11 protein-coding genes and 1 riboswitch are annotated in these 15,083 nt (G+C 58.3%); of the genes, 6 read left to right on the top strand and 5 right to left on the bottom strand.

Going from position 1 to position 15,083, the window contains the following annotated elements:
- Positions 1 to 394: 394 nt before the first annotated feature.
- On the top strand, positions 395 to 1,144 hold the full coding sequence (locus tag BQ5353_RS06560) for a YaaA family protein (RefSeq protein WP_054331877.1): 750 nt from the start codon (positions 395 to 397) through the stop codon (positions 1,142 to 1,144).
- A gap of 228 nt (positions 1,145 to 1,372) precedes the next feature.
- On the opposite strand, the gene BQ5353_RS06555 is transcribed toward BQ5353_RS06560, so the two are convergent.
- Both BQ5353_RS06555 and BQ5353_RS06550 read right to left on the bottom strand, forming a co-directional pair.
- Entirely contained in the window at positions 1,373 to 4,348 is a 2,976-nt protein-coding gene (locus BQ5353_RS06555) for an EAL domain-containing protein (RefSeq protein ID WP_071427525.1), read from the bottom strand.
- Between the two features lie 41 nt (positions 4,349 to 4,389).
- Entirely contained in the window at positions 4,390 to 5,829 is a 1,440-nt protein-coding gene (locus BQ5353_RS06550) for an extracellular solute-binding protein (RefSeq protein ID WP_233424502.1), read from the bottom strand.
- A 445-nt stretch (positions 5,830 to 6,274) separates the two neighbouring features.
- Positions 6,275 to 6,439, top strand: a riboswitch (Lysine riboswitch).
- A gap of 153 nt (positions 6,440 to 6,592) precedes the next feature.
- Here BQ5353_RS06550 and BQ5353_RS06545 point away from each other — a divergent pair.
- From BQ5353_RS06545 to BQ5353_RS06535, 3 genes are all read left to right on the top strand, one after another.
- The gene (locus tag BQ5353_RS06545; RefSeq protein ID WP_071427524.1) at positions 6,593 to 8,005 is read left to right on the top strand and encodes a YfcC family protein; all 1,413 of its coding nucleotides are present in this window, start codon (positions 6,593 to 6,595) and stop codon (positions 8,003 to 8,005) included.
- Positions 8,006 to 8,047: 42 nt separating this feature from the next.
- Entirely contained in the window at positions 8,048 to 9,220 is a 1,173-nt protein-coding gene (locus tag BQ5353_RS06540; protein ID WP_071427523.1) for a M20 family metallopeptidase, read from the top strand.
- Between the two features lie 134 nt (positions 9,221 to 9,354).
- Positions 9,355 to 9,897 carry a flavodoxin family protein gene (locus BQ5353_RS06535; protein WP_054331881.1) on the top strand — a complete coding sequence of 181 codons (543 nt, stop codon included), beginning with the start codon at positions 9,355 to 9,357 and terminating at the stop codon, positions 9,895 to 9,897.
- A gap of 181 nt (positions 9,898 to 10,078) precedes the next feature.
- On the opposite strand, the gene BQ5353_RS06530 is transcribed toward BQ5353_RS06535, so the two are convergent.
- A complete protein-coding gene (locus BQ5353_RS06530; RefSeq protein ID WP_054331882.1) occupies positions 10,079 to 10,567 on the bottom strand; it encodes a hypothetical protein in 489 nt (162 codons plus the stop codon).
- A gap of 460 nt (positions 10,568 to 11,027) precedes the next feature.
- Between BQ5353_RS06530 and BQ5353_RS06525 the strand changes: the two genes are divergently transcribed.
- Positions 11,028 to 11,312, top strand: coding sequence for a UxaA family hydrolase (locus BQ5353_RS06525; protein WP_054331883.1), 285 nt, complete (start codon positions 11,028 to 11,030; stop codon positions 11,310 to 11,312).
- Between the two features lie 14 nt (positions 11,313 to 11,326).
- Positions 11,327 to 12,490: a UxaA family hydrolase gene (locus tag BQ5353_RS06520; protein WP_054331884.1), complete on the top strand. Its 1,164-nt coding sequence runs from the start codon at positions 11,327 to 11,329 to the stop codon at positions 12,488 to 12,490.
- A 115-nt stretch (positions 12,491 to 12,605) separates the two neighbouring features.
- Here BQ5353_RS06520 and BQ5353_RS06515 read toward each other — a convergent pair whose 3' ends face one another.
- Both BQ5353_RS06515 and BQ5353_RS13050 read right to left on the bottom strand, forming a co-directional pair.
- Positions 12,606 to 13,106: an NUDIX hydrolase gene (locus BQ5353_RS06515; RefSeq protein ID WP_054331885.1), complete on the bottom strand. Its 501-nt coding sequence runs from the start codon at positions 13,104 to 13,106 to the stop codon at positions 12,606 to 12,608.
- Positions 13,107 to 13,110: 4 nt separating this feature from the next.
- Positions 13,111 to 15,083: ATP-binding protein (locus BQ5353_RS13050; protein WP_162273115.1), on the bottom strand; the 1,973-nt coding region annotated here is incomplete at its 5' end.

Below are 15,083 nucleotides of genomic sequence, written 5' to 3'. Positions count from 1 at the left end.
TGTTACAAGCATCGCTTGTAACATGCGCAAAATTGCTTTTTGCCGTACAGCGGCAACGCAATTTTGAGGGGCTGCCCTCCCGCCGCCAAGCGGCACCGGGATTTTTCCGGTTTAACCAAACTTTATGGCTTGGCAGCCGCGGGGCGATTATTGGGGAAGAAATCCTCTCTCCATTGTTACAAGCACCGCTTGTAACATGCGCAAAATTGCTTTTTGCCGTACAGCGGCAATGCAATTTTGAGGGGCTGCCCTCCCGCCGCAAAGCGGCACCGGGATTCATCCGCTCTGACACGGCCTTTCGCCGCGATATCGCCTTTGTGGGCTGTTCTCTATTTTATATCCCCCCAACTTCCCCGGCTTCTGCCGCTGTGGGTTGGGATTATGAGGTGAAACCATGCTGGTTCTTTTGTCTCCAGCCAAAAATATGGCCGACGCCACCGGGGAGGGGCTCCCCCTCACTGGGCCGGTGTTCCTCCCGGAGACCGGCCCCATCCTCCGCGCCCTGCGGGCTTACAGCCCTTGGCAGTTAGAATCGCTGATGAAGGTCAATCCAGAAATCGCCCTTAAGACCTTTGATTTTTACCAAAAGTTCGACCCGGCCCTGCCTGGTTCCCCGGCAGCCCTCAGCTACCACGGCCTTGCATACCAAAATCTGGACGCCGCCAGCTTTACCGGGGAGGACTTCGCCTTCGCCCAACAGAGCCTGCGGTTTTTAAGCGCCTTTTATGGGGTGCTCCGCCCCCTGGATGGGATGCTGCCCTACCGGCTGGACTTCCTCTGCCCGGTCAAGGTGGAGGGAAAGCGCCTTTACTCCTACTGGGGGGATCGGATTTACCAGGAGATATTCTCCTCTGGCGAGCCGGTGGCCGACCTTTGCTCCGGGGAATACAGCCGGGCCTTCGACCCTTACCGCACCGGGCGGGAACCCTTTGTCCGCTGCCGGTTCTTGCAGTGGCGCAAAGGGAAGTGGGTTACCCTGCCCACCGAAGCTAAGATGGCCCGGGGACAGATGGCCCGGGCGGTGGTCAAACACCGCTGGACCCGCCCTGAACAGCTTCGGGATTTTTCTTGGGCAGGGTATGAGTTTATCCCCCAGCTCTCCACGGGGGAGGAATACGTCTTTCGCAAGGAACTGCTGGATTAGGGGGAGTTAGGGGCAGCCCAAGGCTTTTGAACGCTCCTCTATGGGGCAAGGTGAATTTTTTCTGGATAACCTTTCCCCCATTTCCCAGCTGGCTCCCAGATCATAGAACGCCCGCTGAATAAGGGAACACAAAGGCCCTCCCTTGGGAAAGACTTCCCAAGGGAGGGCCTTTTCACGTTATATGGATTTGAGGGCCGGCAGCCCGCCGGGGAACAACCGCTCTTATCCTCACAAGTCGATGGGGGGAAGTGCCGCCCTGCCAGCGGCTTCCTGAATTTCCTGCTTCCGCTCCTGAGGGATTCCCCGCACCCGGAAATCCGGCACAGCCAGATAATACCCCTGTATGTAGTCCACACCCGCCTCAATGAGGTAAACCATCTCCTCCCGGGTCTCCACCCCTTCGGCGATGATGCGGATGTCCTGGGTTTTGGAATAGGAGAGGATACCTCCCAGCAGGGTCTGCCGGCTCTTATCCCGGTCAATGCCCCGGACAATGGACATATCGATCTTCACATAACTGGGGTTGATGGTGAGCAGCACCCCTTCTGAGCTGTACCCTGCCCCAAAGTCATCCAATGCGATGGACAGTCCCCACCGTTGACACAGCGACTGCTTTATAGCCATGCAATTGTAGTCGGTCTGCTCACTTTCGATGACCTCCACCACCAGGCGGGAAAGGTCTTTCCCAAACTGTTGTTCCAAGGCCGCAAACCCCTCCTTAGAAAGGCAGGTGTTGGGCACCGAATTGATGAACAGCCGGGCTTCCCCAAATGCCTCCTTCTGTTGGGAAAAAGCTTCCAAAGCGCCGGTCCAGGTCAGTTCTTCAATCTGGTTCAGTTTGGATTGGGCCCTGACCAGCCGCATCACGTCGGATACTGTTTTGAGCCCCTCGCAGCTGGGGCGCATCAGCGCTTCATAAGCGTAAACCTCCCCGGTGCGGGCATCCACAATGGGTTGGAATGCAAACCGGGCCAGCCGGTGGTCCAAAAAGTGGTTGAGGGCCTCCTTGCCGCTAAACAACAGTTCATCCCGTTGGAAGGCATCTTGGTTGAACTCCTGAATGTCCCCCTTGGTGGAATTCTTGGCACTGTACATGGCAAAGTCGGCGTATTTGATCAGCAAATCGTAGCTGGCACCGTTGTCCGGGTACCAAGCCACCCCGGCCGAGGCCCGCAGCTTCACCGTCTTGCCATCTGGAAGCTGGAAATTGGTGCTGTGCAGCAGCTTGTGTACCTCCCGAATGCGGCAGAGCAGGGTGTTCCGGTCCTCGCCAGGCAGGAAGGAGAAGAACTCATCGCCGCTCATCCGGGCGACCTCTGCGCCGTCCTGGCGCAGCTGTTGGAATACCCGGGCCGCTGCTATGATATATTTATCGCCGGAATCGTGGCCATAGGTGTCGTTGATGTATTTGAGGTTGTCAAGATCCCACATGACCATTGCCCCCATCTGGAAGGGCATGGAGCGGAGGGCTTTCTCCACACTGCGGCGAAAGGAGCGGCGGTTGAGCAGTTCGGTGAGGACGTCGTAATCCCTCTCATACTCGATCTTCCGCTTCTCCAGCACGTCGCCCGTCACATCCTGGACCACCACCATATACCGGCTCTCGCCCTCGTTGTGTTTGAAGCTGATCCAGCAGATCCGGCCGTCGTCCCGGTGGAGCTCCAGAATGTCCTCCACCACTTTGTCCTGTTCCTGCCGACCCGTCTTTGCCAGGATCTTTTTCTTCATCCGTTCCAGCTCCTGCTGGAACTCGTCGTAGGGGAGTTCGGATTTCTCTCGGTTTTCAGGGGAAAAATCCAGCATTTCTCCAATTTTGCCGGTGCAGTAGACCAGTCCCCCCCGTTCTTTGTAGTACTCGACGGCCCCCAGGGAGGTGTTGGTGTACTCCAAAATCTGGGAGAGGCGGGAGGCGGAGTTGGCCACCGCGGCCGAAAGCTCCTCCACTGCGGTCGAAAGGCCGTCAATTTCCACAATTCCGGTCTGGGGGAGCAGAACCTCCTTGGCGGGGTCGCTCTCCCGCAGGGATTTGGCCAGCCGCTTGACCGGCGCGGCAAAGCTGGCGCTGATGACAAAAGCACCGGCCACCCCCACCCCCAGGGCGATGAGGGAGGCAAACCACAGGGACTGGTTGAGCCGGTTGACTGAGTAGAGGAGTTCCTGCTCCTCCATCAGCCCTATCACCATCCACTCCTCCTCTTCAAAGGGGGTGTGTGCGTTGTAAAGCTTCAGTTTCTGCACCGCGCCCACCGTCTCACTGGTGAGGGCTTGGTCTTCCAGGCGGTAGGTGTCCTTATAGACCTTTTCCTCAGTGATGGCCACCTTTCGGTCGTCAGCAAGAATGCGGCGGAACAGCGGGCCGCTCTCCCCCATTGCCAGCACCTCATTGCCCTGCCCCTCCCGCAGCCCCAGGAGATAGGCCCCTTTCTGGTTGGCCGAGAGCTCCCGGTAGGGCATCTGGTTGGCCAGGTACTCCAGGGTAATCTCCACCCCGACCACCCCGTAGACCTGTCCGTCCCTATCCAGCAGAGGCAGGGAGTAAGAGATGACCTCTAAGTCGTCCTTGGTGACCTGGTGGGGCCCGGCCCAATAGCCCAAGTCGCTGATCTGGCTGCTCTGGTATTGCTGGGCAGCCAAATAGGGCCGGAAAAAATACCGCTGGTTTTCATCCATCGGGTCCAGCTGGATGGAGGGGGACCAGCGGGAATCCATAGTCAGGCCCATCTCTTTAATTAAGGGGCCCGGCCCGATTTCCACTAGGATGTCGGTATTGTTGATCAAGCTAGTGGTGGGATCCATATCCCGCAGGTAGAGGGCGGGCCAGGGCGCCCCTTCCCCCAGCTGGGGACAGAAGATCACATAAGCACCGGTGGCGGTGGAGTTGCGCAGCAGGCTGATCAGCTCTTCTGCCATCTGGCGGGTAATTTGCACTTCGCCGCCCTCCGCCTGCTGGTATGCCGCCAGCGAGAGCTGCATCACCCGCTGGTAATTCTCCGCTTTGCCCCATCGCTGGGTCATTTCGTTTTCCAGCACAGCTGCGCGGCTGCTGACTTTATCGGCCAGCATGGAAAAGGCGTTTTCCCGCAGTTGGCCGGCGGTGTCCGCCCCCACGATGGTGCCAAAGAAGAGGAGGGCCTGTAGGACCAACACAAAGGCCACGGGAATGAGAATTTTTGTCCGGATGGATTGTTTGGCGCCAGGTCTCATTCTGCACTCCCCCTTTCCGGAACAAATTTAGATGAAAGAGATTACTGCCCCACGACCTGGCGAAGGGCCTTTGAAAAATCCTGGAACCATGCGTCGAAGTTCTCGTCGCTCAAATAGGGAGCCAGCGCCTCCCGGCGGCTCACCCCTTGGGCGATTTGGGCCTCTACAGCGGCCTTGTCGGCCAGGGCCCTGTCCACCATGTGGTTCTCCATCACTGCCCGGGCTTCGGTGCCGTTGTCAAAGGGTTTGCTGGTATAGAACTGGTAGGTCTTGGCCTCTTGGATGGAAGTCTCCAGTGTCTGCTCCACAATGGGGCTGACCTGGATGCCGTTTTCCTCCATCACCGCTTTGATCCGGTCGATGTCGTTGGCCTCTTTCTTCACTGGCATATAGGATGCGCTCAGGGAAAAAAGGATGTTCCGGTCAGCTTCGGTCAGCCATTTCAGGAACACCACGCTGGCATACTCCCGGGTGGCGTCGGTCTTGGCCACCGCCATTCCCGCGCCCTGTTGGACGGCGAAGGGCTCAGCCCCCGCAAAGCCGGGAAGGGGGAGAACCAGGCACTCAATAGGGTAGGGCTCCACGTCGTCTTTCGCCACCGATTCGGGGAAATAGGTGGCCCCGCTGGTGGAACCCACCAGGGCGATGATATCGCCGGTTTTGGCGTCATCGGAGGCAAAGCGGCCGTATTTGCCGAAGTGGCCTTGAACCATGGGGACGTACATGTTGTCCCACAGACGGCGCATGGCGTCCCGGTTTAGGTTGAGGGTGACTTCGCCGTTCTGGACCTGGAACACCTCCTGGCCCAGCTGGCGGCTGCCGATGATCATATAGTTGGCGTAGGCATCCCGGCCGAAAAAGGATTTGCCACCGGAATATTCATAGTATTGGGCCGCCGTTTGGCACAGTCCCTCCCAGGTGGAGAGGGCGTCCAGGCTGGCACCGGTGGCCTGGGAGAAGGTATCCCAGTCGGTCTTGTTGACCATCAAAATTTCGGTGGATTTTGCCACGGGGAAGAGTTTGAGGCTGTCTGTGCCGTCTATATAACCATCCGCCAAGTAGCCGGGGACATACTGGTCCAGTTCCTCCTGGGAGAAGTACCCTTCCAGGGAGGCCAAAAGGCCCATCTGGTCAATCTTCCGGGCAGTGTCGGAATAGGCGGAAAAAATGTTGGGCATCTCTGCCGCCCCCACCTTGCCCTCTGCGGAATCGGTCACCGCTTGGATGAGGTCGTTGACCCCGCCTTTGCTGGTGGCCTCCACCACAATGCCCAGCTCCTTGCCGGTGGTCTCGTTGAACGCCTCCACCAAGTTGTCAAAGGCGACCTTCTGGGAGCCGTTGTAGTAATGCCACACGGTGATGGCAACCGGTTCTTGGGGGTTGAGGCCATAGGAGGCATCCTTCGGTGTGCCGCACCCCACCAGCAGAAGCCCCATTGCCATAATCAGTGCCAGGCCTCGGCACAACACAGAATGTTTCAAAAAATCCCCTCCAAATCTTATGTTTTTCAACCGCCAAATACAACAAATAGCCGCTAGAAAACCCCTAAATAGGTATCTTCCCACGGCCATTCTCCAATTCTGGCTGCTATCTTCCGCCCATTCGGTCAGTTTGACTGTTTTCCCTCCGATGCGGCAGCATCGGCGCACGCCCAGCCATATAGGGACCAACTGCCCTGAAAACCCAGTGCAAAGATTAGCTTTAGCATAGCATATTGAGAATCATTTCGCAACCAAAAAAGCCCATTTTACCGCCCCTTTGCGGGGATTCTTTTTATTCAAAAAGAATCAGGAGAATTCGTCACATTTCACAACATAAAAGAAAACTTCTGCGGTGAATTCAGAATAGCTTAAAAAGTTTTTCAAAATTTGCCGTTTTCTCTTTACAAAGGGGAAGCCCCGTGCTAGGATAAAAGGCAAGATAATAAAAATTGGTAGAGGCGCAGCGCGAATCAGTACCCGATGGAGGAGACATCCGGTGAACTCGGGGAAAGGTCAAGCTGCCGAAGCGGTTCGTTTGGTGAAACGGCCGGCTGGGCTTGGTGAGAATATCATCAAGACTCCTGCTTAACGCAGAGGCGCTATCGATGATGACTGACAAATCGTTTTTTGTAAGGTTGCATCGATGGATGCAACCTTTTTGTTTTTCCTGGAAACCCCGTCGGCGGGCGGTAGGGCGAGGGAAAAATGAGGGCCCACCATCAATTTTTATTCTTCTAATTCTAAAATAAGGAGAATGAATTCGATGAGCAACCAAAACCCTTCCGCTACTAAGAAAAAGTTTAAATTCCCTCATCCGGTCGTTCTGATGTTCTGCATCGTTCTGATTGTAGCCCTGTGCAGCTACTTTGTCCCCGCCGGCGAGTACGCGCGCATCCAGGTGGATGGCCGCACCGTGGTCGACCCCAACTCCTACACCCGGGTGGAGAGCAACCCCATCGGCGTCATGGAGTTCCTGCTGGCATTCCCCACGGGCATGACCGCCGCCGCCTCCATCACCTTCTTCATCATGATTGTGTCCGCCTCTTTTAACATCATCACCGAGACCGGCGCCATCAAATCCGCCATCGGGCGGGCCGCTGTGGCCTTCCGCAGCAAGGAAAACCTGATGATCCCCGCAGTCCTGGCCATCTTCTCCATCGGCGGCGCCACCTTCGGCATGTCGGAGGAAAACGTGGTCTTTGTCCCCATCACCATCGCCTTGGCCCGGGCACTGGGGTACGACGCCATGGTGGGCACCTCCCTGGCGGTGCTGGGCGCGGCCTGCGGCTTCTGCGCTGGCGTCATCAACCCCTTCACCATTGGCGTTGCCCAGGGCCTGGCGGAACTGCCCATGTTCTCCGGCGTCGCCTACCGGATTTTGATTTGGGTGGTGCTGGTGGCTGTCACCTCCTTCTATGTGATGCGGTACGGCAAAAAGGTCCGCCTCAACCCACAGTCCGGCATGATGTATGAGACCGAACTGGCAGAGCGGGGCAACGGCATCGACCTCTCCCAGGTGGAGAAGATCACCGGCCGCCAGAAGATCGTCCTCGCTATCGTGGTCGCCGGGTTTGTCTTCCTGGTCTACGGCGTCATGAAGCTGGGTTGGTATGTCAGTGAGATCGCCGCCCTCTTCCTGGGCATGGGCATTGTCTCCGGCCTTGTATACGGCTTCACCCCCGATGAGATCGTCAAGCATTTCCAGACCGGTATCCGGGATATCGCCAACGGCGCCATCATGGTGGGTATCGCCCGCGCCATCCTCATCGTAATGGAACAGAGCATGATCATCGACACCGCCGTCCACGCCATGAGCGGCGTCATCGCCTCTCTGCCCTCTGCCATCTCGGTGCTGGGTATGTATGCAGTGCAGATCCTGACCAACTTCTTCATCCCCTCCGGTTCCGGCCAAGCTGCGGCCACCATGCCCATCATGGTCCCGCTGGCCGACGTGCTCCACATCAACCGCCAGGTGGCAGTCCTCTGCTTCCAGTTTGGCGACGGTTTCACCAACTCCATCCTGCCGGTGTCCGGCACTATGATGGCCATCCTTGCTATGGCCAAGATCCCCTATGAAAAATGGCTCAAATTCGCCGGCCCCCTGGTGGGCATCTGGATTGCCCTGGGCGGCGTGTTCATTGTGGCGGCCAACATGTTTGGCTACGGCCCCTTCTAACCGAATATCCACCCTTTTGATAGATGGAAAGGAAGTACCTTCATGAACCATTTTGATCAAGTCGCCAAGCTCGCCCAGGATTTGCAGCCCGAGCTGGTAGCCCTGAGCACATCCATCCACGACCATCCGGAAATGGGCCATCAGGAGACCTTTGCCGCCGACGCCCACTGCGCCCTGCTGGAAAAATACGGCTTCACGGTAGAACGCCCCTTCTGCGGTTTGCCCACCGCCTTTAAGGCCACCTATTCCTCCCAAAAACCCGGCCCCACCATCGGCTTTTTGGCCGAGTATGACGCCCTGCCCGGCATCGGCCACGGCTGTGGCCACAACATCCTGGGGGCCACCAGCACTGGTTCCGGCATCGTCCTGCGGGAGATGATCGACCAGTTGGGAGGCACGGTCATCGTGTTCGGTACCCCCGCGGAGGAGACGGACGGCGGCAAGGTTGCCATTGTCAACGCCGGAGGCTTTGACGGGGTGGATGTGGCTATGATGGCTCACCCCTCCGATAAATACTACAAGAGCGGCACCTCCCTGGGTATCGTGCCCCTGCGGTTTGAGTTCTTCGGCCAGACTGCCCACGCCGCTGCCGCACCGGAGAAAGGTGCCAATGCCCTGCATGGGGTAATCAGCCTGTTCAACAACATCGCCGCCCTGCGGGAGCATTTCCAGAGCGACGCCCGAGTGCACGGCGTCATCCTGGACGGCGGCAAAGCGGCCAATGTGGTTCCTGACTACACCCGCGCCGACTTCTATGTCCGCGCCGCCACCAAGCCTTACCTGAACAAGCTGGTGGAACAGGTGAAGAACTGCGCCCAGGCCGCCGCCCTCTCCAACGGGGTCACGGTGAAGATCTCCAATTTTGAGGCCATCTACGACAACATGGTCACCAATGAGACCCTCTCCAACCAGTTCACCCAGCGCCTTTTGGACTGCGGCGTGCCGGAAGTCATCGCCGCCCGGCCCGGCTCCGGCTCTTCCGACGCCGGCAACGTCAGCCAGGTCTGCCCCATGATCCACCCTCACTTCGCCATCTCCCAAGAGGCTTGCAACTCCCACACCGTGGAGTTTGCTGCCGCTTCGGTTACCGACTTTGCTAACGAGCAGATGGCCAAGACCGTTCGGGCCTTTGCCCTCACCGCGGCAGACATCATTGAAAACCCCCAGCTCCTGGCGGATATCACCGCCGAGTTCCGGCAGACTATGGGCCTGTAAGCCAAAAAAGCCAAGTCGTCCACCTCCACAGGAGGCGGACGACTTTTTGTGTTCCCAGAAAAATTCCCCTTGACTTGGAGTGGGCTTCAAGGAATATACTGGGGCTAACAATTTAGAGACGGGAGGATTTTTCTATGAGCAAAAGGGTTTTGATTGTCACCGGCAGCCCCCGCGCCGGGGGAAACAGCGACCAACTGGCCAAAGCCTTCGCCAAAGGGGCCCAGGAAGCGGGGCACACCGTCACCACCTTTGATGCAGGCCGCAGTAAAATCGGCCCCTGCCGCGCCTGCGATACCTGCTTTTCCAAAGGGGTGGCCTGTTCCTTTGACGACGACTTCAACAAGCTGGCTCCCCTGCTGGAACAGGCCGATGCCATCGCCCTGGTGTCCCCGCTGTACTGGTACGATATCTCCGGCCAGCTGAAGCTGGCCATCGATAAGCTCAAAGCCTTTTCCGGCCGCAACTTGCCCATTCGGGAATCGGTGCTGCTGATGTGTGGCGCTGTGGCCGACCCAGCCAAGTTCGACGGGGCGGTGGGTGTGTACCGCCGCATCTGCCAGGGGAGCCTTCAGTGGCAGGACCGGGGCGTGGTTTTAGCCACCGGCTGTTCCCAGAAAGGGGCGATAGCAGGGCACCCGGCCCTGGAGGAAGCCTACCAGCTGGGCCGCAATCTGTAACGGGGAAATATTGCACCCAATCCGCCAGAAGGGCCGCCAAATTTGGCATCCCCTCCGGCTTTGCCTCTTTTTCAGGCGGGAACCGCGAGTCCCTCTCCTTGATACTGCAAAGGGAGGTCAAAATCCAAAAAGTGCGCCCTGGGGAAGGGAACAGTGGCGCATGTCTGCCTTTTTCGCCGAATCATCTCTTGGTCCAGATATTGCCCCAGGAGGCGATTTCCCGCTCCAGAGGTTGTGGTTCCCTCCCATATAAGACATCCGGCAACGCCCCCCAACCGGAGGAGGCCGTGGTGTAATCCGGCCCTCCGGTTTCCACCACCCCTCGGGCTTGAATCTGGAGGGTTTGCCGGTCTTCGCTAATAGCAGCATGGCTGTATGCCTCCTGGAATCCATACTCCCCTGGGCCGGTTTTTTCGGTCCAGGTGGCAAGCACCTCTTCAAAGCTAAAAAAGCTCCCCTTGGCATAGCATTTCACAAGAGCGCTGGCCCGCACCGTCCGGCCCTCTCCAAAGTCCTTCTCCGCCGAGAAAACCGCCGTTTGATAACCGTCGGGCAGGTTTGCCTTTTCTTGGGCCGGATGGGAATCCGGCTCCCCTTGAGCGAGGAGTTTCCCCCTATTCCCAGGCGCCAAAAGCAATACCGCACACAGCATACCGATCCATAGTTTCATAACACGTCCCTCCCTCCAAAACGCCTTTCCAAGGTTTTTCTGGCTATCGGGATACAACCTGTTGGGGCCCCACGCCTTATGAGTTCAAATATTTTTTTAGCGCCTTAATCACCAGTATCCCAATATACACGATCATGCCCAAAAACAACAGCTGGGATAACTGCCAAATAAGCGTCCACATCTTATCACCTCCCACTTCTAAAAATAAAAGCAATCATGCATGCCACATCCACGGCCCCATGAGTCCCCTCCCCGTAAGGCAGATTTTCTTATTTTCAGTATACCCTGCCGCCTAGGAAAAGTCCAGAAAATCCCCGCAGCCGCAGGCAAGACAAAAAATTCTCATCATAATAATTTCATATAAATCCTGGGCTGAAAATTTGGTCAGTTCTTTTCTATACAAACTTTTTTCGCCATGATATACTATATTACATGTATTTTGAAAAAGGAGGAACCCCAGATGAATGCAGTCCTTCACGTCAGTGAAAAAGACAACCTGGTCACCTGCCTGCGCCCTCTGAAAAAAGGCGAGATCATCGAGTTCGAGGGTAAGAATTACACCGTCCAAAGCGATATCCCCGTCTTCCACAAGATGGCGGTCGCAGAAATCAAAAAAGGCGAATACTGCTACAAATACGGCGAAGTCATCGGCGATGCCACCGAGGACATCCATCCCGGCGACCATGTGCATGTCCACAACCTGGAAAGCACCCGCGGCCGCGGCGACAAACAGCAACAGGCATAAGGGAGGAAACCGCTATGAAATTGATGGGTTATCAGCGTGAAAACGGCCATTTCGGCGTGCGCAACCATGTATTGATTATCCCCACCTCGGTCTGTGCCACCGACACCGCCGAGAAGATCGCCGCTCAGGTCCCCGGGGCGATCGCCATCCCCAACCAGCACGGCTGCTGCCAAATCGGCTCCGACCTGGCCCTCACCCAGCAAACCATTGTAGGCTTTGGCAAAAATGCCAACGTGGGCGCCTGTGTGGTAGTCGGCCTGGGCTGTGACGGCATCCAGGCCCGGGCTGTGGCGGAGGAGATCCGCACCACCGGCAAACGGGTGGAAGTGGTGGTCATCCAGGAGGAGGGCGGCACCCTGCCCGCCATCGCCAAGGGCGCTTTGTATGCCGCCCAGATGGCCCGCGACCTCTCTATGCAGAAGCGGGTGGAGTTTGATATGAGCGAGATCATCATGGCCCTGGAGTGCGGCGGTTCCGACCCCACCAGCGGCCTGGCCTCCAACCCCTCCATCGGTTACTGCTCCAACCGTCTCATCGCCGAGGGCGGCAGCAGCATTTTGAGCGAGACCACCGAGGTCATCGGCGCTGAGCACCTGCTGGCTGCCCGGTTTGAGGACGAGGACCAGAAACAGAAGTTCCTGGACATGGTAAAAAATGTGGAGAACCGCGCCATCGCCTTGGGTGAGGACCTGCGCAGCGGCCAGCCCACCCCCGGCAACAAGGAAGGCGGCCTCTCCACCATTGAGGAAAAATCCTTGGGCTGCATGTATAAGGCGGGCACCGCCCCCTTCAAAGGCGCCCTCAACTATGCGGAGCTTCTCCCCTTGGAGAAAAAGGGCCTCTACTTTATGGATACCCCCGGCCAGGACATTGACTCCATCACCGGCATGGTGGCTGGCGGCGCCCAGGTGGTCATCTTCTCCACCGGCCGCGGCACCCCCACCGGCAGCCCCATCGCCCCGGTCATCAAAATCACCGGCAACGACGCCACCTACCGCAAGATGAGCGACAACATCGACATCAATGCAGGGCGCATCATCACCGAGGGCGCCAAGGTGGAGGAAATTGGCGAAGAGCTGTTCCAAATGGTTGCAGACGTCTGCAATGGCCAGGTCACCAAGGCGGAAAGCCTGGGCCACCGGGAGTTCGGCATCTACAAGCTGACCGGTACATTCTAAAATTCTGCATACGGGGATTTCCCCGGAAATACACGCAAAGCAAAATGGACGCCAAAGCTGGCGTCCATTTTTTTGTTGCTCTCCCTTAAATACAACCGCGCATTTGGGGGAAAGGTCACCGGCACAGTTCCTTCACCCGGCCAAGGACATCCTCCAACTCTGGGTAACGATACAGTTCCCCCGTGGCGGCCATCTGGCGGAAGATATCCGGGGTAACCCATCTCGCTTCCGCCACCTCTTCCTCCTGCAAGCGCAGGGCTGAGAGAGGCGTATCCCGCCGCAGCAGGTACACATCCCAAATCAGCTCGGTGCGCCTGGCGCGGAGCAGAGGGACCAGCTCCTCCGGCTGGGCGGCAATGCCCAGTTCCTCCCACAGTTCCCGCACCGCCCCTTGGCGGGTGGACTCCCCAGCGGCTATCCGCCCCGTGGTCAGGCCCCAGACCCCGGGGAGGATCTCGCACCCGGCGGCCCGCCGTTGAATCAGGATTTCACCGTTTTTGTTGACCACCCAAATTTCAGCGGCCAGGTGGTACATCCCCAGAGGAAAGGGCTCCCCCTTGGGCCAGATACAGCCGGTGGGTTTGCCGGTTGCATCGCAGATATCCCAGTATTCCATAGCGTTACAAAACCTCCCCGTTTGCTTTGGACAGCTCCGGCATTTTGGTGGCGGGCAGGGTAAAGGAGAACACCGCCCCATGGGGCTGGTTGTCTCGGACTTCAATCGATCCGCCGTGGGCCATTACAATGGACTGGCAGAGGGAAAGGCCAAGGCCCAGCCCCCGCCGCCCGTCCCCCCGGTGGTTGCCGGCAGTGTAGAACATTTCGAACAATTTCGTTTTCGCTTCATCGGGGATACCGGGGCCGTCGTCGGCCACCTCCACTCGGATCATCGCCCCTTCCTCCCGGGCGGAGATTTCAATGTGGGACCCCGGCGGGGTGTATTTCATCGCGTTGTCCACCAGGTTGACCAGCACCTGGATGATCAGCCGGGCATCGCAGTCAACCAACAGCAAGCCCTCCTCCAGCCGGGAGGCGATTTCGTGGTCCTGTGCCCGGCGGCTCAGGTGGGAGAGGGCCTCCCCCACCAAATCCTCCAGCAGCTCTGGGGCCATGGACAGGCTGACGGTGCCGTTCTCAATGCGGGTGACCGACAGGAGGTTTTCCACCAGGTTGATCAGCCAGATGGAATCGTCGTAGATATCCGTGTACAGCTGCTGTTTCTTCTCCTCATCCAGCACACTGGAATTGCCCATCAGCACCCCAGCGTTGCCGCTGATGCTGGTGAGTGGGGTGCGCAGGTCGTGGGAGATAGACCGCAGCAGGTTGGCCCGCAGAGCCTCTTGGCTGGCCTTAATCTCCACTTCCTGCTTGGCCTCATCCAGGGCGTTTTTTTCGAGGGCGAGGCCGCATTCCCCCAACATGGCGATGAGCAGGCTCTTTTCAAATGCCCCCAGCCCATGGGGCCCCACGGCGATGGCCGCCACAGCCAGGGCCTTTTTCCGCCCCCGCACCGCCAGATAGAGGCATCGGGCATCGGGGAAGGTGTTGGTAGTGGCCCCGGCGTGTTTGTTGTTTTGATAGACCCACTGGGCGGCCTTTTGCTCCTGCTCCGCCTGGTAGGCGGGATCATCCTCTTGGCCGGGGGCGGGGTAGGCGATGGGGGCGCAGAGCTCCCCAGCCTTATCCACTGGGTAAAGGAGGACGGTACAGTCCAGCAGCTTGACCAGCTGGCCGGCGATGGCGGAGAAGATCTCACCAGCCCCTTCCGCCTGTTGAAGCTTTTGGCTGGTCTCCAACAGCACTTGGGTGCGGTAGGCCTTCTGCACCGCCATGCGGGTCTGGTCTTTGACCCGCATGGTCAAGGTGCTGGTGATAAAACTGGCGGCGAACATGATCAAAAAGGTGACTGGGTACCCGGCGTCGTAGGCGCGGAAGGTGAACCGTGGCTGGGTGAACAGGTAGTTGAACAGCACCACGCTGACTAGGGAAGCCAATCCCCCGTACATCCGGCCAGAGGTGAGTAGGGAGGTGATGAGCACCCCTAAAATGTAGACGGTGATGATGTTGGCATCCCCCAGGCCAGCCCCGTGGAAAAAAAGGCCCACCATAGAGCAGAACGCCACCACCGCCGCGGTTTTAAACAGGTCGGGCAGGGAGACCCGGAACTTCTCCCTGGCTGCCCGGTGAGGGGGAACAGTGGGCTGGCTGTCCGGGATGATGTAAACGTCCAGGTTGGGGGAGAGCTCCATGAGCTGGTCCGCCAGGTTCCGCTGGGGATGGACGAGGGTCCGCCTGCCGCCAGAACGGCCAATGACCACCTTGGTGACCCCGCCGGCCTTGGCGTATTCTGAAATTTGGAGGGCTAGGTCGTCCCCATAAACAGTGGCGATCTGGGCCCCGGAATCCTCCGCCAAGCGGATGTTCTCCCGAAGCTGGCCCAGGCTTTTTTCATCCATGTCCTGGGCGGTGGGAGACTCCACATACAAAGCGGTAAATTCACTGTGAAAGGCATCGGCCATCCGGGCCGCGGTGCGGATCACCTTGGCGTTGGAGGGGGCGCCGGAGAGGCAGATCAAAATATGTTCCCCACCGG

It is taken from the genome of Merdimmobilis hominis (genome assembly GCF_900104615.1).
Classification (GTDB): Bacteria; Bacillota; Clostridia; order Oscillospirales; family Ruminococcaceae; genus Merdimmobilis; species Merdimmobilis hominis.
This window is presented reverse-complemented; position numbering and strand designations above follow the sequence as displayed.

Coding starts and splice junctions, on each gene's coding strand:
- BQ5353_RS06515 (WP_054331885.1), bottom strand. CDS start 13,106: ATGGAATACTGGGATATCTGCGATGCAACCGGCAAACCCACCGGCTGT.
- BQ5353_RS06530 (WP_054331882.1), bottom strand. CDS start 10,567: ATGAAACTATGGATCGGTATGCTGTGTGCGGTATTGCTTTTGGCGCCT.
- BQ5353_RS06545 (WP_071427524.1), top strand. CDS start 6,593: ATGAGCAACCAAAACCCTTCCGCTACTAAGAAAAAGTTTAAATTCCCT.
- BQ5353_RS06525 (WP_054331883.1), top strand. CDS start 11,028: ATGAATGCAGTCCTTCACGTCAGTGAAAAAGACAACCTGGTCACCTGC.
- BQ5353_RS06535 (WP_054331881.1), top strand. CDS start 9,355: ATGAGCAAAAGGGTTTTGATTGTCACCGGCAGCCCCCGCGCCGGGGGA.
- BQ5353_RS06560 (WP_054331877.1), top strand. CDS start 395: ATGCTGGTTCTTTTGTCTCCAGCCAAAAATATGGCCGACGCCACCGGG.
- BQ5353_RS06540 (WP_071427523.1), top strand. CDS start 8,048: ATGAACCATTTTGATCAAGTCGCCAAGCTCGCCCAGGATTTGCAGCCC.
- BQ5353_RS06520 (WP_054331884.1), top strand. CDS start 11,327: ATGAAATTGATGGGTTATCAGCGTGAAAACGGCCATTTCGGCGTGCGC.
- BQ5353_RS06555 (WP_071427525.1), bottom strand. CDS start 4,348: ATGAGACCTGGCGCCAAACAATCCATCCGGACAAAAATTCTCATTCCC.